This window comes from Nocardia kruczakiae NBRC 101016 (assembly GCF_001612965.1).
Classification (GTDB): domain Bacteria; phylum Actinomycetota; class Actinomycetes; order Mycobacteriales; family Mycobacteriaceae; genus Nocardia; species Nocardia kruczakiae.
In genome coordinates this window covers 95,878-112,066 of the sequence record NZ_BDBL01000022.1, presented here as the reverse complement: position 1 = coordinate 112,066, position 16,189 = coordinate 95,878, and the positions used below count along the sequence as shown (strand labels likewise).

At 69.0% G+C, this 16,189-nt stretch carries 19 protein-coding genes; 5 read left to right on the top strand and 14 right to left on the bottom strand.

Annotated features, from left to right (window positions below; genetic code table 11):
- Positions 1-152 precede the first annotated feature (152 nt).
- Entirely contained in the window at positions 153-1,001 is an 849-nt protein-coding gene (locus NK1_RS16830; protein ID WP_063009711.1) for a bifunctional 5,10-methylenetetrahydrofolate dehydrogenase/5,10-methenyltetrahydrofolate cyclohydrolase, read from the top strand.
- Here the strand turns inward: NK1_RS16830 and NK1_RS16825 are convergent, their stop codons facing one another.
- Entirely contained in the window at positions 1,002-1,742 is a 741-nt protein-coding gene (locus NK1_RS16825; protein WP_063009709.1) for a L,D-transpeptidase, read from the bottom strand.
- A 140-nt stretch (positions 1,743-1,882) separates the two neighbouring features.
- Entirely contained in the window at positions 1,883-2,539 is a 657-nt protein-coding gene (locus NK1_RS16820; RefSeq protein WP_063009708.1) for a cyclodeaminase/cyclohydrolase family protein, read from the bottom strand.
- 232 nt (positions 2,540-2,771) lie between these two features.
- Between NK1_RS16820 and NK1_RS16815 the strand changes: the two genes are divergently transcribed.
- Complete coding sequence (locus NK1_RS16815; RefSeq protein ID WP_063009706.1) at positions 2,772-3,809, top strand: LLM class F420-dependent oxidoreductase; 1,038 nt, start codon at positions 2,772-2,774, stop codon at positions 3,807-3,809.
- Between the two features lie 44 nt (positions 3,810-3,853).
- Here NK1_RS16815 and NK1_RS16810 read toward each other — a convergent pair whose 3' ends face one another.
- Positions 3,854-4,192: an STAS domain-containing protein gene (locus NK1_RS16810; protein ID WP_030517651.1), complete on the bottom strand. Its 339-nt coding sequence runs from the start codon at positions 4,190-4,192 to the stop codon at positions 3,854-3,856.
- A 270-nt stretch (positions 4,193-4,462) separates the two neighbouring features.
- Here NK1_RS16810 and NK1_RS16805 point away from each other — a divergent pair, with 270 nt between their 5' ends.
- Positions 4,463-4,876, top strand: a complete 414-nt coding sequence (locus NK1_RS16805; protein WP_063009704.1) for a phage holin family protein — start codon at positions 4,463-4,465, stop codon at positions 4,874-4,876.
- The gene (locus tag NK1_RS16800; RefSeq protein ID WP_063009702.1) at positions 4,873-5,136 is read left to right on the top strand and encodes a DUF3618 domain-containing protein; all 264 of its coding nucleotides are present in this window, start codon (positions 4,873-4,875) and stop codon (positions 5,134-5,136) included. The genes NK1_RS16805 and NK1_RS16800 overlap by 4 nt, the downstream gene beginning before the upstream one ends.
- 4 nt (positions 5,137-5,140) lie before the next feature.
- Here NK1_RS16800 and NK1_RS16795 read toward each other — a convergent pair whose 3' ends face one another.
- From NK1_RS16795 to NK1_RS16775, 5 genes are all read right to left on the bottom strand, one after another.
- Positions 5,141-5,479: a hypothetical protein gene (locus NK1_RS16795; RefSeq protein WP_063009700.1), complete on the bottom strand. Its 339-nt coding sequence runs from the start codon at positions 5,477-5,479 to the stop codon at positions 5,141-5,143.
- A 450-nt stretch (positions 5,480-5,929) separates the two neighbouring features.
- Positions 5,930-6,685, bottom strand: a complete 756-nt coding sequence (locus NK1_RS16790; protein WP_063009698.1) for a methyltransferase domain-containing protein — start codon at positions 6,683-6,685, stop codon at positions 5,930-5,932.
- Between the two features lie 46 nt (positions 6,686-6,731).
- Positions 6,732-7,478 carry an SDR family NAD(P)-dependent oxidoreductase gene (locus NK1_RS16785; RefSeq protein ID WP_063009696.1) on the bottom strand — a complete coding sequence of 249 codons (747 nt, stop codon included), beginning with the start codon at positions 7,476-7,478 and terminating at the stop codon, positions 6,732-6,734.
- Positions 7,475-8,497, bottom strand: a complete 1,023-nt coding sequence (locus NK1_RS16780) for a phosphotransferase family protein (RefSeq protein WP_063009694.1) — start codon at positions 8,495-8,497, stop codon at positions 7,475-7,477. Before NK1_RS16780 ends, NK1_RS16785 begins: the two co-directional genes overlap by 4 nt.
- Positions 8,494-9,702 (bottom strand): acyl-CoA dehydrogenase family protein, encoded by a 1,209-nt coding sequence (locus NK1_RS16775; protein ID WP_063009811.1) that lies wholly within the window; start codon positions 9,700-9,702, stop codon positions 8,494-8,496. The genes NK1_RS16780 and NK1_RS16775 overlap by 4 nt, the downstream gene beginning before the upstream one ends.
- 130 nt (positions 9,703-9,832) lie before the next feature.
- On the opposite strand from NK1_RS16775, the gene NK1_RS16770 reads away from it, so the two are divergent.
- Entirely contained in the window at positions 9,833-10,729 is an 897-nt protein-coding gene (locus NK1_RS16770; protein WP_063009692.1) for a TetR-type transcription factor C-terminal domain-containing protein, read from the top strand.
- Position 10,730: 1 nt separating this feature from the next.
- Here the strand turns inward: NK1_RS16770 and NK1_RS16765 are convergent, their stop codons facing one another.
- From NK1_RS16765 to NK1_RS16740, 6 genes are all read right to left on the bottom strand, one after another.
- Positions 10,731-12,992, bottom strand: coding sequence for a SpoIIE family protein phosphatase (locus NK1_RS16765; protein ID WP_063009809.1), 2,262 nt, complete (start codon positions 12,990-12,992; stop codon positions 10,731-10,733).
- Between the two features lie 40 nt (positions 12,993-13,032).
- Entirely contained in the window at positions 13,033-13,665 is a 633-nt protein-coding gene (locus NK1_RS16760; protein WP_063009690.1) for a SpoIIE family protein phosphatase, read from the bottom strand.
- A complete protein-coding gene (locus tag NK1_RS16755) occupies positions 13,658-14,056 on the bottom strand; it encodes an ATP-binding protein (protein WP_174552734.1) in 399 nt (132 codons plus the stop codon). Before NK1_RS16755 ends, NK1_RS16760 begins: the two co-directional genes overlap by 8 nt.
- A gap of 17 nt (positions 14,057-14,073) precedes the next feature.
- On the bottom strand, positions 14,074-14,448 hold the full coding sequence (locus NK1_RS16750) for an STAS domain-containing protein (RefSeq protein ID WP_030518329.1): 375 nt from the start codon (positions 14,446-14,448) through the stop codon (positions 14,074-14,076).
- Between the two features lie 12 nt (positions 14,449-14,460).
- Positions 14,461-15,354: an STAS domain-containing protein gene (locus NK1_RS16745; RefSeq protein WP_030518330.1), complete on the bottom strand. Its 894-nt coding sequence runs from the start codon at positions 15,352-15,354 to the stop codon at positions 14,461-14,463.
- Between the two features lie 152 nt (positions 15,355-15,506).
- The gene (locus tag NK1_RS16740; protein WP_083870804.1) at positions 15,507-16,034 is read right to left on the bottom strand and encodes a MarR family winged helix-turn-helix transcriptional regulator; all 528 of its coding nucleotides are present in this window, start codon (positions 16,032-16,034) and stop codon (positions 15,507-15,509) included.
- Positions 16,035-16,189: the final 155 nt, after the last annotated feature.

The window sequence follows — 16,189 nt, the reverse complement described above, 5'->3', positions numbered from 1 at the left end:
GGATCCCGCGTGGGTGGGTGGGGCGTGGGCACAGCCGTGCCCACCATACGACCCGAATCGGTGCGGGCCCCGGATTTACCCCCGCTCCAGTCGGTATTCGCGCGGGTGGCGGCGGCCGTCGGCGCAGGTGCGCGGCCCGATAGGGTGGCCGGGTGGACACCTTACCGCTGACCGGGAAACAACTCGCCGCCGACCTCAACGCCGAGACGAAGAACCGCGCCGCCGCACTGGCCGAAGCCGGGGCCGCCCCCCGTCTGGTGCTGGTGGTGGCCAACGACGATCCGGCCAGTGGGTGGTATGTCAACTCGTTGCAGCGCGCGGCCGGACGCCTCGGAATCGACTGCGAGACAAACGATCTCGGCGCGCAGGCGAGCGCTGCGGAGATTCGCGTCGCGCTGGCGGAACTCAGCGAGGACCCGGCGGTGCACGCGGTGATGTTGCAGACGCCGTTGCCCGCCGGTGTGGAACTCAACGACGTGAGTTCGGCCATCGCCGCGGCCAAGGACGTCGACGGCGTCAGCCCGCTGTCGCTGGGACTGCTCGCCGCGGGACTGCCCGGATTTCCGCCGGCTACCTCACAGGCGGTGGTGGAGCTGGCCAAGCATCACGACATCGCGCTGTCGGGCCGGCATGTCGCGGTCGTCGGCCGGTCGAACGTGGTCGGCAAACCTTTGGCACAGCTGCTGCTGGCGGAGAACGCGACGGTGACGGTGTGCCATTCGCGGACCACCGACCTGCCGGCGGTCACCTCGGCCGCCGATATCGTGGTCGCGGCGGCCGGGCGAGCCGGACTGATCGGTGGTGATCACGTGCGCGAGGGCGCGGTGGTCATCGACGTGGGAACCAACGAGGGACCCGACGGTGGCATCGTCGGCGACGTCGACGCCGGCTCGGTGGAAGGCCGGGCAGCGGCACTGAGTCCGGTGCCCGGCGGTGTCGGACCGGTCACCACCGCGCTGCTGATGCGGCACGTGGTGGAGGCGGCCGAAGCGACGCGTTGATCACCAGTGGGTGGTCACCGGATCGCCCACGCTCACGTTGTCGTAGTACCACTCGGCGTCGGCGGGGGCCAGGTTGATGCAGCCGTGGCTGACATTGGAATTACCCTGCTGGCCGACCGACCACGGCGCCGAATGCACGAAGACGCCGCCCGAGGTGAGCCGTTCGGCGAATTCGCCGGTCAGGTAGTAGCCCTCCGGGTCGTCGAGCGGAATGCCGATGGTGCGCGAGTCGAAGATGATGGTGCGGTCCTTCTCCATCACGGGGAAGGTGCCGACCGGGGTCTCGCGTCCGGGCTTACCCATCGAGGCGGGCATGACCCGCGGCGCCTGTCCGGGAATGAACACGGTGAACGTGTGCGCCGACATGTCGGCATCGGCGCTGGTGCCGCCGTCGGTCCGGAATTCGGACCGGGCGTTGCCCGCGGTCACGGTGAATCGCGCATCGGCCGGCAGGTATCCGGTGGAGTTCCAGACCAGTTCCCTGTCGTTGGTCCAGGAGAACGAACCGGCCTGCGAGCCGACGTGCACGGACCGTTCGGCGCGGGCGCGATCGGTGACGGGTGCGCTGAATCGGACGGTGATCGGATGGGCGATTCCGACGACGGCGCCGTTGCCCGGTGAAATCGAGGCCACGGATGTGGTCTGTGGTGTGGCCAGCACCGCTGCCGCGGTGCCCGTGGTGACTGCGGCCAGTACTGCGATGACTGTCGCCAGGAACAAATGACGCATCATGTTCCTCATGGCTCCACCCCCTCAGGTGGTTTGCGTATCAGGACCTCGATCCTAGTTCCGGATGATCATGGTCGCCGGAATAGTTTTCGCTTCGTAACGACAGTTACGGTGTGGCAAACCAGGTTTAGCCGAGGGGTGTGGTAATGCGATCAGCCGACGACGGCAGCGAGAACGTCCGTGTGCAGCGCGTCCGCGCGGGCGAAGATCTCCTCGATGCGCTGCAGCGCGGGCGCGAACTCCTCGGCCTCGTGGTCGCCGAGCGAGGCGACGTTGATGGCGATATTCAACTGTGAACTGGCGGCGGCGGAGCGGGCGGCATCGGCGGCGGCGCCGATGTCGGTGACCACGTTCGGATTGCCGATCGGCAGCAGATCCGCGGCCAGCGAGAGCACCTCGTCGGCTTCGGCGACCACCGCGGCCGGCACCCGCGCGGCCTGCAGCAGTGCCGAGGCGATCGCCTCCTTGCGGGCCGCGGTCTGCTCGTCGGTGTCCTTGGGCAGTTTGTAGGCCGCCCCGACCGCGGTGAAGGCGGTGGCGTCGGCGTCGGCGAGAGCCAGCGCACGCTCCCGCGCGGCGTCGGCGGCCGCGATGATCCGATCGATCGCCGGGCGGTTGTCGGCATCCTTGGCGCGGGTGGTGTAGCGGGCCACCATCGCCACCAGGGCGGCTCCCTGGGCGGCATGCAGCGCCGCGACCGCACCGCCGCCGGGGGCGGGGATCTTGGCGGCCAGATCGTCCAGGTAGCGGCCGATCGTCGACTCTCCGAACGTCGTGGTGTCCGGCGACGATGCGGTGTCCTGAGACATGCTGCGGGGCCTCCCGTTTCGAGGAATCGGCGTGCGGTACGCCGATAACCGTACCGGGCCGCGCGACCGGTCATCGAGCGGGCCGCGCGGCCCTGTCGCGGAGGGCGTGCGGGCGGTGTGCAGGATGGAACCCGAGGCCACCCCGGCCGTGGTCGCGGATCGCGGTTTGTGACGGGTGGTGCAGTGCGATAACCTCACTGCAACTAGTTGCATATGAACGGAGTTGCATAAGATGCGGATCGGGTTGGGCATCAACTATGCGGGGGGCTTCAAGGAGGTCGCGGCCGAGGTTGCCGACCTGGAACAAGCCGGGCTGGACATCGTCTTCGTGCCCGAGGCCTACTCCTACGACGCGGTGAGTGGACTGGGCTATCTGGCGGCCAAGACCGAGCGGGTGCAGCTGGCCTCGGGCATTCTGCAGCTCTACACCCGCACGCCCACGCTGACGGCGATGACCGCGGCGGGTCTGGACTACGTCTCCGACGGCCGCTACGTCCTCGGCCTGGGCGCCTCGGGACCGCAGGTCATCGAGGGGTTCCACGGCGTGCCCTACGACGCGCCGATCGGCCGCACGCGCGAGGTCGTGGAGATCTGCCGCAAGGTGTGGCGGCGCGAACGCCTCGAATATCAGGGCAAGTACTACACGATCCCGCTGCCCGCCGAACGCGGCACCGGGCTGGGCAAGCCGCTCAAGCTGATCAACCACCCGGTGCGCGACCGCATCCCGGTGCTGCTGGCCGCGCTGGGGCCGAAGAACGTGCAGTTGGCGGCGGAACTGGCCGAGGGCTGGCAGCCGATCTTCTTCCTGCCCGAGAAGGCCCGCGACGTGTGGGGTGAGGCGCTGGCCGCCGGCACCGCGAAACGCGATCCGGAGCTCGGCGACCTCGACATCTACGCCGGACCGGCGCTGGCGATCGGCGACAATGTGGAGCCGCTGCGAGAGTTCGTCAAACCGCATCTGGCGCTCTACATCGGCGGTATGGGCGCCAAGAGCAAGAACTTCTACCACTCGCTGGCCACGCAGTACGGGTACGGCGCCGAGGCTGACCGCATTCAGGAACTGTATCTGGCCGGTAAGAAGGACGAGGCCGCCAAGGTCGTACCCGACGAGCTGGTGCGCGACATCTCGCTGATCGGTTCGGCGGGCTTCGTCAAGGAGCGGGTGGCGGCGTTCCGGGAGGCCGGTGTCACGGTCCTCAACGTGGTGCCGCTGGCCGCGACCGCGGGGGAACGGGTGAAGCTGATCGAACAGCTGCGCGAGCTGGTCTGATCGGTCCGGCCGGCAGTCCGCTCCGGTCTGCCGGCCGTCTCCGCTCAGCCCTGGTGCAGCGCCGCGAGCGCGGCATCGAGGGTGGGGTGCAGGGCGAACACCTGATCGAGATTGGTCAGTTTGAGCTGTCTGCTCGTGGCCGGTCCCTCGGCGACCAGGACGATGCTCGTCGCGGAGCCGGCCCGCTGATGGGCGGCCACCAGCGCGGCCATTCCGGCCGAGGCCAGGAAACTCACCTGCAACAGGTCGATGATCAGTGCCGCGGGTTTACCGCCGAGGGTCGCCTCGATCGCACTCTCCAGTGCGGGAGCGGTCGCCAGGTCGACCTCGCCGGCCACCGTGAGCACGGTCGCATCGTCGTGCACGCTGACCGAGGTGGTCATCGCGTCGGCGAGGGGATACGCGTCTCCGGAAGTATTGGTCACGGTTGTCAATCTACCTGCTGGGTACTCGTGGCTCTCTCCGGCCGGGCAATTGCTTTCCGGCGCAAGGAGTTAACCGCCCGCCGCACGCGAATTCGTCGCCCGCGCGCACCGGAGGAGGTGTCGCCCCGGATTTCGCGGGTATCGCGAGCAATAACCGGAGAGGCGGTTCGCTCGCGGGCGGAGCGAGTTCGCCCGATTCGATCGGTGCCCGGAGGAGTGGTGGGTCAGATGTCGCATATCGAGAACGGCCGAGCGCCGGAGACGGCGTCGGTGGCCGAACTGGTCGGCACGACCACGGAGCAACTGAGCCGGCTGGTGCGCGAAGAGGCGAAACTGGCGGTCGTCGAGGCGCAGGGTAAGGCGAAGCGGCTGGGAGCCGGTGCGGGGATGCTCGGCGTGGCCGCCGTGCTGGGGCTTGCCGTCCTCGGCGCGCTGGTCGCGGCCGCGATCACGGGCTTGGCGCTGGTGCTGCCCGTGTGGGCGTCCGCGTTGATCGTGGCGGCAGCGCTTGCCGTGGTCGCCGGGGTCTTCGGTCTCCTCGGGCGGACGAGCATCCGCAAGGGGAGTCCGCCGATACCCGAGCAGGCCGCCGCGAACGTCCGGGAAGACGTGGCCGTCATCAAGGAGAGGACTCGGCGATGAACATCCCTTCCGATCCGGAAGCGTTGCGTTACGACCGCGATCTGACGCGCGAGGAGCTGGGCCGCACCGTGCAGGCGCTCAGCGACAAGCTCGACGTGCCCGGTCGCACCCGCGAACGGCTGCATCGCGGTGCCCGCTCCGCTCAGGACAATGCGGACCGGGCCGCGCAGGTCGTCAAGCAGATCCCACTGCCGGCGATCGGTGTGACCGCGGCGGGCGCGGTCGCCGCGATCTGGCTGGTGCGGCGGAAGCGGGCGTGAGCAGTCAGTTCGCGCCGTTCGCCCCGGGTGGCTCGCCCAAGGGCCAGCGCGCGTAGGTGCGTTCCGGCCTGACGGTGATCACGTCGGTGACCTCGACGAGTTCGGCCGGGACGATGCCGTCCGGGAAGTGGTCGAGACTGGGCACGATCACCGCTTCGGCATCGTGGGTGATCGCCGCGCCGATCAGGAACTGCACCGGATTGTCGGTGCGATCGCCGAAGGCGACCGTTTCCGAGAGCTTGTATCCCAGACGTCTTGCCACACAACGGATCTGCGCCGCATCCCATTCCTGGTGCAGGCGTGAGACCTCTGTGCGTAAAAAGCCGAGGGCCAGAAAAGACATGGCAGTCCTCCTCGCGTGTCCGCAATCCGGAACCACCGGCGACATGGTGTCCGCACGCCGGTTCGTTCCGCCGCTGTACCTCTCGCGGACAGACCCGCGAATACCTAGCAAACTCAGAAGGTATTTCCCGATCGCGAAAGCGGGCAAACCCGTGTCCGGAGGTTGACGCCTTCGCTCGTCCGGTGCGGTTTGCTGGGATCTGCCGGGGCATTCTCGACGTGACGGGCGGTTTTCCGTTGATCTTGCGAACGGCGGCCTTGCCCCGGGCAGGGCAGTGAGGTCATCTACATCGCCGCGTCGTGTCCGCTCCTCGGGTGGAGCGAACGCTCGCTGGCGACGGCGAGCGTCGGCGCGCTGGCGTGTGGAATGCCGCCATCCTCCGCGCCGGCCGCGGCGTATTTGCAGCTAATTTCCGAGACGGTGCCGCTGGGGTACCAGCTCTCCGCCGGTTCAGGGCTTGACGGCGTCGAACAGCGTGCGCGAGGAGTGAGCGACGAACGGCCCCTCCCGCCGGATCAGGTCGTCCAGCTCCCGCAGCCGGTCGTGATAGCGCTCGACGGTGAATCCGGGGACGAGCCAGATCACCTTGCGCAGGAAGTACACGACCGCTCCGATATCGAAGAATTCCATCCGCAGTCGTTCGTGGCGCAGTTCGGCGATCCGCAGTCCCGCGGCTCGCGCGGCGGCCGCTTCGTCGTCGTGGTGGCGGCGGCGCCGGGCCTCGGGTTGCGGTCCGAGGAAGTATTCGATCAGTTCGAAGGCGCTCGCGGGTCCCACGTGCTGGGCGAAGTAGGTCCCGCCGGGCCGCAACACCCGGGCGATTTCCTCCCACCGCACCACGGCCGGATGCCGGCTGGTCACCAGATCGAAGGCGGCGTCGGCGAACGGCAGCGGCGCGTCGTCGGCGGTCGCGACCACCACGGCCCCGCGTGGATGCAACCGCGCGGTCGCCGCGGCGGCATTCGGCGGCCACGATTCGGTCGCCGCCATCGTCGGTGGGAAGATGTCGGCCTCGGCGAGAACTTCGCCGCCGCCGGTCTCGAGGTCCAGCGCCGCCGTCGCGGTCGCCAGACGCGCGCTCATCAGCCGCTGATAGCCCCACGACGGCCGCTGTTCGGTCGCCCGCCCGTCCAGCCACTCGAAACCCCAGCCGTCCACCGGAGCCGCCGCGGCGTCGTCGAGCAATTCCTCGAAAGTCCGCTCCATCCGTCGAATTCTGCCGCCGGACCGGAATCCGGCGGCAGGCAGGTCGCTATGCGCGGTAGGCGTCGGTTCCCGCGCGGGACAGCACGATGTTCGGGACCACCGCTCGCGACGACAGCCGCAGCAGGGCATCGACCATTTCGACGATGTCGCCGACGGCGAGCATCTGCTCCGGCGGGATGCGGTCGTGGATCCAGGCGCTCATATCGGTGTCGACATATCCGGGAGCGAGGGTGGTGGCGCTGATGCCATTACCCGATTCCTCGGCGTTGAGGGTGGCGATCAGGGAGATGAGCGCTGCCTTGGCCGCGCCGTAGACGGCGAGTCCGGCTTCGGCGTAGACGCCGGTGATCGACGACAGCGCAATCACTTTCGCGCCGCGATCCGGTGCGGCCGCCGCGGCGGCGCGCAGCATCGGCAGCGCGCCCTGGATGAGTTGCAACGGCGCACGCAGATTGACCGCGAGGGTTTTGTCGAAGCGCCGCATCGAGGTGTCGGCGAGCGGACCTGCGGTGCCGACGCCCGCGTTGAGGATCAGCGCCGACAGGGTGCCGAACCGGTTCGCGTGCTCGGCCACCACCCGGTCGACGCCGTCGGTATCGGACATGTCGGCGGCCACGGCGACGACGTCCGCCGCGCCGGCCGACCGCAGCTGTGCGGCGACCTCGTCGAGGCGTGCGGCATCGCGGGCGGTGACGGTGAGCGAATAGCCTTGTTCGGCAAGGCGGTTCGCGATGCCGAGCCCGATACCGCGGGACGCCCCGCTGATCAAGGCGGACTTACGATTTCCGGTCACTTCCGGACTCCTTTCAGTGCGCGCAGCCCGGCGGCCATGAACTCCGGTGTCGCCTCGGCCGCGCGTTCGGCGGCGGAGCCGGCATCCGAGCCCCGCAGCGCGCGGTGGGTGATGCCCTCCCCGATCACGCCGAGCTTGAAATTGGCCAATGCGAGATAGAAACCCCAATCGCCGAGATCACGGCCCGAGGCCGTGGCGTAGGCCTGGGCGAGATCGTCGGCGCCGGGCATGCGGTGGCTGGTCCACGCGGCCGGCGAACCGAGCACCAGATCGAAGATCGGTGCCCGGTACACGCACATCAACGCCACATCGGTGAGCGGATCGCCGAGGGTGGACAGCTCCCAGTCGACGACGGCGCGGACCCGGCCGGGATCGCGCGCATCGAGAATGGTGTTGTCGATGCGGAAGTCGCCGTGCACGATCGAGGCCGCCGACCGGTCCGGCACCGCCTCGGCCAGGGCGGCGTGCAGGGTCGCGACGTCGGGAAGTTCGCGGGTCTTCACCCGTTCCCATTGGGAGGCCCACAAATTGACCTGCCGGGTCACGAATCCGTCCGGGCGACCGAACTTTTCGAGTCCGACGGCGACCGGATCCACCGCGTGCAGCTCGGCCAGTACCCGGACCAGTTCATCGACGGCGGCGTCGATCTGGGTGTCGGTGAGGGTGGCGAGATCGTCCTGATCGCGGATCACGGTGCCGTCGACGAACTCCACGACGGTCATCGGCGCGCCGAGTGCGGCCCCGTCGGCGTCGAAGGCGACCGTCTTCGCCACGGGTACCGCCGATTCGCGCAAGGCGTGGGTCACCGTGAACTCGCGGGCCATATCGTGCGCGGACGGGGTGAGCCCCGCGACCGGCGGGCGGCGCACCACCCACCTCGACACCTCGTCGGAGGCGACGAAGGTCAGATTCGACCGGCCGCCGCTGATCAACTCCACGCGCAGCTCACCGCGCACGTCGACGCCCTGCTCGGCCAGGAACCGCTCGAGCGCGGGCACATCCATTCCGGGCAGGCTCATTCGGCGTCTCGCAATGCGCGCTTGGCGGCGCCGACGGCACGCTTGGCGATCGCCCACCGATGAACCTCGGACGGTCCGTCGTAGATACGGAAGGGCCGCACCTCACGCGACAGCCGCGCCAGCGGCAGATCGCCGGAAACACCGAGGCCGCCGCACATCTGCATACTGCGGTCGACGATCCGGAAAATGGCCTCGGCGGCAAAGGTTTTCGCGATCGAGGTGGCGTTGGCGGCCGGCTCGCCGCGGTCGAGTTCCCAGCACGCGCGGGTCAGCAGCGCGCGGGTGGCGGCGATATCGATTTCGTTGTCGGCGATCATCTTCTGCACCATGCCGAGGTCGCCGAGGCGCGAACCGAAACCCTCGCGGCGGGCCACGTGCGCGACCGCGACGTCGTGTCCGCGGCGGGCGGCGCCGAGCCAGCGCATCACGTGCGTCATGCGGGCCGGGCCGAGACGGACCTGGGCGTATTCGAAGCCGCGGTCGACCTCGCCGAGAACGGCCGCGTCCGGAACCAGCAGGTCCTCGAAGAAGACCTCGCAGTGTCCGCCGACCATCGAGCGATCCAGCGTGTCGAGGTGGCGTCCGACCCGGATGCCGGGAGTATCGGCCGGCGCCAGGAACATGGTCGCGCCGCCGCGCTGACCCGGCTCTCCCGAGGTGCGGGCCATGATGATGAAGAATCCCGCGCCATCGGCGCCGGTGATGAACCATTTGCGGCCGTTGATCCGCCATCCGCCGTCGGCGCGGACCGCGCGGGTGGCCAGCGCCGACGGATCCGATCCCGCGCCGGGCGCCGGTTCGGTCATCGCGAAGGCGGACCGCACATCGCCGTGCGCGAGCGGCGCGAGATACTGCTGCTTCTGCTCCGGGTTCGCGATATGGGCGAGCATGTGCACATTGCCCTCGTCGGGTGCGGCGATATTCAGTGCCGTCGGGCCGAACAGCGAATAGCCGGCCTCCTCGAAGACGGGCGCGCGATCGGACATTCCGAGACCGTGGCCGCCGTATTCGACCGGCGCGTGCGGCGCGAAGACTCCCGCCTCGCGCGCGGCCTGCTGCAGTTCGACGCGGAACCTATCGCCACCGGCCGCGGCGATGTCGCCGTCGTGCGCATCCTCGAGCGGCAGCACCCGCTCGCGGATGAAGTCGCGGGTACGTTCGGTCAGTTCGTGTACCTCGGGCGGCAGGGACAGCTCGATCGCCACGTCCACTCCTCGATCTCAGTCGCCGAACGATCGCTCGGCAATCACCTGTCATGCAGACTTGCAGGTCACGATAAAGCCTGTCAATTCGGTGTTCTTCGCTCAGCGCTACTGTTCAGGTATTCTGAACATCATGAACGGTGCGGAGCGGGATCGACACGGTGTGGGCGGCCGGGTACGGCAGGCGAGAACCGATGCCGGGCTGTCGCTGCGCGCGACCGCGGACCGGATCGGCGTCAGTCCGGCCACCCTCAGCGCGGTCGAGAACGACAAGACCGGCGTCTCGATCACCCGGCTGCGTGCCTTGGCCGCGGCGCTCGACACCACGGTCGCCTGGCTGATCGACGAATCTCCCGCGCCGCGGCCGTCCCGTCCGCGCCTGCGACCGAGCGGTGCGCACGAGCGGGACGCCACCCGTGCCTGGCGCGAATTCCCGCCACTGGACATCGATCCGGTCCTGGCCGCCGCGATCGATTCCTTCGTCGAGACCGGATATCACGGTGCGACCATGCGGTCGATCGCCCACCGCGCCAAGATGAGCGTGCCCGGCGTCTATCACCACTACCGCGACAAACAGGAACTTCTCGTCCGCGCGCTCGACCTCACGATGGACGAATTGCATTGGCGCACCAGGGCAGCGCGCGGCGAGGCCGCGGGTGGCCGCGACCGCCTGATCCGCGTGGTCGAGGCCCTCGCCCTGTTCCACACCCACCGCCGCGAGCTGGCCTTCATCGGCGCGAGCGAGATGCGCAGTCTCACGCCGGACAATCGCCGACGAATCACCGCATCCCGCAACGAGATTCAGTATCTGCTCGACGCGGACATCGACACCGCCCTGGCCGAGGCGGACCTGCCTGCCGCACATGCGCGTGTCGCCGGCCGGGCGATCGCCACGATGTGCACGTCGTTGCCGCAGTGGTTCCGGCTCGACGGGCCCGCGAGTCCCGAGCAGATCGCCACCGAGTACGCCGACTTCGCCCTCGGACTCCTCGGAATCGAGACGCGCGACGCGTTACCGTCGACGGACTGAGTCAGACCCTGCTCGCCGCCGAGAACGTCACCAGCGGCAGCTTCGCGGTCAACCGCACCCGCGTGCCGGCATCGGTCTGCTCGATCTCCACCTCGTCGGTGAGGGCGCGCATCATGGACAGCCCGCGGCCGCGGGTGCCCGGATCCTCGGGCTGCGGGCGCCACGTCCCGGTGTCGACGATCTCGAGGCAGACCGCGCCGCGCACATGGGCGGCGGTGAGGGTCACGTGGCCGGAAGCGCCGGGGGCATAAGCGTGCTCGATACTGTTCGTGCAGGCCTCGTTGGCGGCGGCGACCAGATCGGCGGCGAGGTCGTGGCCGACGGCGGCCGCGGACAGCCACGACGTCAGCGCGCGGCGCACACCCGACAGCCGCGCGGGTTCGGCGGGGATGTCCAGATGCAGCGGCTGCGGCGGCTGGCGGTAGACCACCATCGCGATATCGTCGTCGTAGCCGGCGTCGGGGCGCAACCGCGAGAGCACCGCGTCGGCCACCTCGCGCGGCAGATGCGTTGCGGCGCCGGACAATTCGTCGGCGATCTGATCGAACCGGATGTCGATGTCGATTCCGCGCTGCTCGACCAGGCCGTCGGTGAACAACACCAGTGTCGAACCGGGTTCGATCGCGGTGGTCGCCTCGGGCCGGTTCGGGGTGTCGAAGGTGGCCAGCGGTACCGCGCGCCCGCCTTCGAGCAGCCGGCCGGTCTGCCCGGGCGATGCCAGCACGGGCGGCATATGCCCAGCGCTGGAGTACCGCACCAGCCCGCGCGCGGGATCGAGGATGGCGGCGCAGACCGTCGTGCACATGGCGCCGGGGATGCGGGCGGCCACCGCGTCCAGTTCGGCCAGCAGCTGGGCGGGCCCGGCGCCGCGTAGCAGCAAAGCCTGTGCGGCGGTGCGCAATTGGCCCATCACTACCGCCGCCGACAGGCCGCGGCCGACACAGTCGCCGACCACGATGCCCAGGGTGCCGTCGCGCAACTGCACCACGTCGTACCAGTCGCCGCCGATCTCGAGCGGGGGGAGTGCCGGTTCGTAGTGCACCGCGAATCCGGGCGGCAGTTCGAGTGGCCCCAGCATGGCCCGCTGCAACGTCAGCGAGGTCGAGCGGGCCTGGTCGAAGTTGCGGGCGCGCTGCACGGCCAGGCTGAGGTGGCCGACCAGCAGCGAGAACAGCGCCCAGTCACCGGAGCTGATCGCCCGCGGCGCGGCGAAGCGCACCCACAGTGCGGCGTCACCGGTTTCGCCCAGCGGCGCCACGATGCCCTCGGAACTCGCCGCGCCTTCGGGGATGGCGAACATGGCGCGATGCGGCCGCATCCGGGTGCGGTCCAGCAGCGCCCGCGCCCGCGCGTCGATGACCTGACGCGAGACGGCGTCGCCGCCGGCCACCGGGCCCGAAACGTACAACTCCGGTGCGGTCTGTCGATTCGCCCACATCGACACCACGGCGGTTTCCGCGCCGATGGCCCGGCGCAGTTCCTCGAGCCCCACCGACAGCACCTCGGCCACCGTGGTGGCGGCGCCGACGGCGGTGGCCAGCAGCGATACCGCCTGGTCGCGGGCCTGGGCGTCGTGTTCGGCGGTGACGTCGCGGATGGTGCCGACGAAGAGCCGCTCGTCGTCTTCCGGATTGCGCAGCGACGACGTACTCACCGCCAGCCACACCCGCCGCCCGTCGCGGTGGCGGGCCGGCATCACGAATCGGGCGGCCTCGGTGCCCAGCGCCGGATAGTGCGTGGCCGTTTCGTCGTCGGTCCACGGATGCGGCAGCGGGTAGGGGACGGAGTCGGGCCCGTATCCGGTCAGCGCGCCGAAGGCCGAATTGACCTCGGTGATGGTTCCGTCGTCGGCCGCGACGAAGAAGCCGTCCTGCAGCGACTCCACCAGGGCGGTGCGGAAGGCGTCGCGGCCCTCGAGGTCTTCCGCGCGCAGCCGCTGCAATTCGTAGCTGCGGGTGCTGTCGAGAAAGCCGCGGGTGGCGACATCGAGCGCGGCGAGGGTTTGCAGCAGGAATTCCAGCGCCGCCTGCGCGCGCTGCGCGGCATCACCGTCGAGTTGCTGCGCCGCGGGGCCGGCGATCAGGCCTTGTTCGTCGAGCAGCCGGAAGTGGTGCTCGGTGAGATCAAGAATGCTCACGCCCTCGACCAGTGCGCGCCGGCCGAGTTCGTACCCTTCGGCGAGCGTGTTCTGGGTGGGTGAATCCATGTGCAGCCGAAGCGCATTCGCATACGCCTCGCGGAACGCGGCCAGTACCGCGCTCATCGCCGCACCCGGGGTGCGCTCGTCGGCCGGCCCGGCCGGCTCACGAGGCACCCGCGATCGGACCGCGGTGGCGCGCGGCCAGCACCAGCGCGTCGTCGGTGTCCTTGACGTGATGGCGCAGGATGTCGTCGGCGATATCGGTGGTCGGCTGTGCCAGATCCAGGGTGTCGACGAAATCGCTGACGATGCCGTCGGTCGACATCACCAGCACATCACCGGGCCGGATCGCCACGGTCTGGGTCTGCAGATTCGGCGGCAGCAGGTAGCCGACGATCCCGCCGGTCAGCAGCGCCGTCGCGCGGACCGCGGGCTTGCCGGGGCCGATGGCGACCACCCGCGATTCGACGTTGCCGACCCCGAGCCAGTGCAGTTCGTCGTCGCCGGTGAACAGCACCAGCGAGACCGCCGCACCCCGGGTGTCGGCCATCGCGCGATGACACAGCACCATCAGCACGTCGAGCGGTTCGGCGCGATTGTCGGCGAGAACCTGCGCGGCCCGGTCGGCGGCATCGGCGGCCGCGGCCCCGTGCCCCAGTCCGTCGAGCACCGCGAACAGCACCGACCCGTCGCCGGCGTCGAGCACCACCGACCGGTCGCCGGAGACGCGCTGACCCGGCAGGGCCCGGCCCGCCACCGCCCATTCGACAGTGCCGACCGATCCGTCCTCATGCACCGGTGGGTACCCACTTCCACATCTCCACCAGCGTTCCCTGTCCGGGCGCCGACTCCACGATCAATCCGTCCATCAGCCGTCGCGCGCCGGGTAACCCCAGCCCGAGTCCGCGGCCGGTGGAGTAGCCGTCTTCCAGCGCCCGGGGGATGTCCCGGATACCCGGCCCCTGGTCCTGGGCCTGTACGACCAGGGCGCGGCGGCCGTCGCGCTCCTGCACCGCGACCCGGATCTCACCGGTTCCGGCGTAACTCGTGATATTGCGGGCGATTTCGGAGATGGCCGTGGAAATCATGGTGATGTCGGTCAACGTGAAACCCAGCTCGGTCGCCAGCTCCCGCCCTGCCTGACGCGCGGTCACGATGTCGCCCGACACCTTCACCGCTATCACCATGTTGTCGGAGGCCACGATCACCGACCGCTTCGCCGGCCGTTGGGCAGCTGTCTGTTGAGCCAGGCCAGCCCCTCCTCGAGGTCCAGAGCCGTATGCATGCCCTCGAAGGTCAGACCCAGCTGGACCATCGCGAATGCCACTTCGGGCTGCAGACCGACGATCACCGTCTCCGCGCCCCGCAGCTTGGTCATGTGCGCGATGGTACGTAGCGAGCGCGCGGCGAAGGAGTCCATGACGTCGATGGCCGTGACGTCGACGATGATTCCCTGGGCACGATACTTGCTGACATAAGTCATCAAGTCGTCCTGCAGGCGTTCGGTATCGGCGTCGGTGAGAGCCGATTGCACGGACGCGATCAGGTAGGTGCCCTGCTTCAGAATGGGTACCGGCATGAGGGGCCTTGACTACCGTCCGTCGCGGTCGGTGAGTCTCGAGATCTCGTAGCCGAGCAGTCGCTCGGCCTCCTCGATACCACCCTGTAGGTCACCGACCGCGTTCATCTTCGTCAGATCCAGGCCGATGGTGACCAGCGCGAGCGCGATCTCCGACGAGAGGCCGGTGATGATGACGTTGGCGCCCATCAGATTCGACGCGTCGACGGTCTGCACGAGGTGGTTGGCCACCGTGGAGTCGATCATCGGAACACCGGTGATGTCGATGACGACCACCTTGGCGCGATTGGCGCGGATCGCGCGCAGCAGCTGTTCGGTGAGCTGCCGGGCGCGCTGGCTGTCGAGCACGCCGATGATCGGCAGAATCAGCAGTTGCTCGCGCACCTGCAGCACCGGCGTCGACAGCTCGCGGATGGCTTCCTGCTGCTGGCGGATGACGCGCTCGCGCTCCTGCACGAACGAGATGGCCACGGTGTTGGCGATCCGGTTGGCCGCGGGCTCGTAGGCGTCCAATACCCGCTTGAGCAGTTCGAAGTCGGACTGGTACTTCTCGAACAGGCTGCGCGCGAGCACATCTCGCAGCAGCAGCACGATGCCGACGACCTCGTCGGTTTCGACGCCTCGCGGGATGATGCGTTCGGACAGGTCGCGGGCGTAGGCCTGCAGCGCCTCGACGCTACCGGTCTGCAGCGCCTCGACGTAGTTGTCGTAGATGGAGGTGGCCTCGGAGAAGATCTCCTCCGGGGTCATCGCGGTCAGCAGTGCGGCGTCCCCGATACGACGTGCCCATTCCTCACGTAGCTCAGTGCGATTCTGTCGCAGGTGTTCGACCAGTTGCGGCAGCAGATTCTCGACCGGACCCGCCGGTATCGAATCCGGAGAGAGGCCGATGGACACGTCGGACATGAAAACTCGTGCCCCTTTCCTAAGGGAGGTCGGTTCGTCGGGGTCGCTCGCGCGTGGCTGCCGTCGAGAAGCCGCAGTCGAGCCTAGTCTCACTCGATACCCGCTGGCGAACAATCGAAACATGTCGCGAAGGTGTGTGCTCGGCCACCCCATCAGCCCGGCTGCGGACTGGGCTCGCGGGGCACGGCCCCGCTGTGATCGATGCAGGCCTCGCCGCCCGGATCCGGCGCGCGATGATGGGTCAGCAACGTGTCGTAGATGTCGGCGAGTGCGGCCAGCTGGTCGCGGTCGAGGACGTCGATCATGTGCCGCCGCACGCTCTCGACGTGGGCCGGAGCGGCGGTGGCCAGCACTTCCGCGCCCTTCGGAGTGAGGACGGCGGCGGTGCGGCGGGCGTCGTCGGGGATGGCCTCGCGGGCGACCAGCCCGCGCTTCTCCATGCGGGTGATCTGGTGGGAGAGCCGGCTCTGCGACCATTCCAGCACCGAGGCCAGTTCGGCGAAGCTGCGCCGGTGGTCGGTGGCGTCGGCCAGCCGGGCCAGCACCGTGTACTCGACATAGGTGAGATTCGAGGCGCGCAGGGAGTCGCGGCCGACGGCGGCGGCGATGAGATCACGGGTGAAGACGAAGCCGAGCCACGCTCGCGTTTCGAGATCGTCGAGCCAACGGGGTTCGGTCACGATTCCTCTCCAGGGTTCTGCGTCGGTCATGGTATTGCCTTCCCGCTGTCGGCGATACCCGAAGTCGCGGTATCGGATCGACACCTACACCCACCACATTGAAGGTGCAACCTTTGTGCTCAGCAATGAAGATTAGGCTGGCCTGACCTCGGTGT

What these genes read in the sequence shown, in the direction of transcription:
- NK1_RS16810 (WP_030517651.1), bottom strand. Translation starts at nt 4,192, where the DNA reads ATGACCACCTCGGTCAGCGTGCACGACGATGCGACCGTGCTCACGGTG.
- NK1_RS16745 (WP_030518330.1), bottom strand. Translation starts at nt 15,354, where the DNA reads ATGTCCGACGTGTCCATCGGCCTCTCTCCGGATTCGATACCGGCGGGT.
- NK1_RS16770 (WP_063009692.1), top strand. Translation starts at nt 9,833, where the DNA reads ATGAACGGTGCGGAGCGGGATCGACACGGTGTGGGCGGCCGGGTACGG.
- NK1_RS16805 (WP_063009704.1), top strand. Translation starts at nt 4,463, where the DNA reads ATGTCGCATATCGAGAACGGCCGAGCGCCGGAGACGGCGTCGGTGGCC.
- NK1_RS16780 (WP_063009694.1), bottom strand. Translation starts at nt 8,497, where the DNA reads ATGAGCCTGCCCGGAATGGATGTGCCCGCGCTCGAGCGGTTCCTGGCC.
- NK1_RS16750 (WP_030518329.1), bottom strand. Translation starts at nt 14,448, where the DNA reads ATGCCGGTACCCATTCTGAAGCAGGGCACCTACCTGATCGCGTCCGTG.
- NK1_RS16815 (WP_063009706.1), top strand. Translation starts at nt 2,772, where the DNA reads ATGCGGATCGGGTTGGGCATCAACTATGCGGGGGGCTTCAAGGAGGTC.
- NK1_RS16790 (WP_063009698.1), bottom strand. Translation starts at nt 6,685, where the DNA reads ATGGAGCGGACTTTCGAGGAATTGCTCGACGACGCCGCGGCGGCTCCG.
- NK1_RS16820 (WP_063009708.1), bottom strand. Translation starts at nt 2,539, where the DNA reads ATGTCTCAGGACACCGCATCGTCGCCGGACACCACGACGTTCGGAGAG.
- NK1_RS16765 (WP_063009809.1), bottom strand. Translation starts at nt 12,992, where the DNA reads ATGAGCGCGGTACTGGCCGCGTTCCGCGAGGCGTATGCGAATGCGCTT.
- NK1_RS16825 (WP_063009709.1), bottom strand. Translation starts at nt 1,742, where the DNA reads ATGAGGAACATGATGCGTCATTTGTTCCTGGCGACAGTCATCGCAGTA.
- NK1_RS16795 (WP_063009700.1), bottom strand. Translation starts at nt 5,479, where the DNA reads ATGTCTTTTCTGGCCCTCGGCTTTTTACGCACAGAGGTCTCACGCCTG.
- NK1_RS16800 (WP_063009702.1), top strand. Translation starts at nt 4,873, where the DNA reads ATGAACATCCCTTCCGATCCGGAAGCGTTGCGTTACGACCGCGATCTG.
- NK1_RS16755 (WP_174552734.1), bottom strand. Translation starts at nt 14,056, where the DNA reads ATGGTGATAGCGGTGAAGGTGTCGGGCGACATCGTGACCGCGCGTCAG.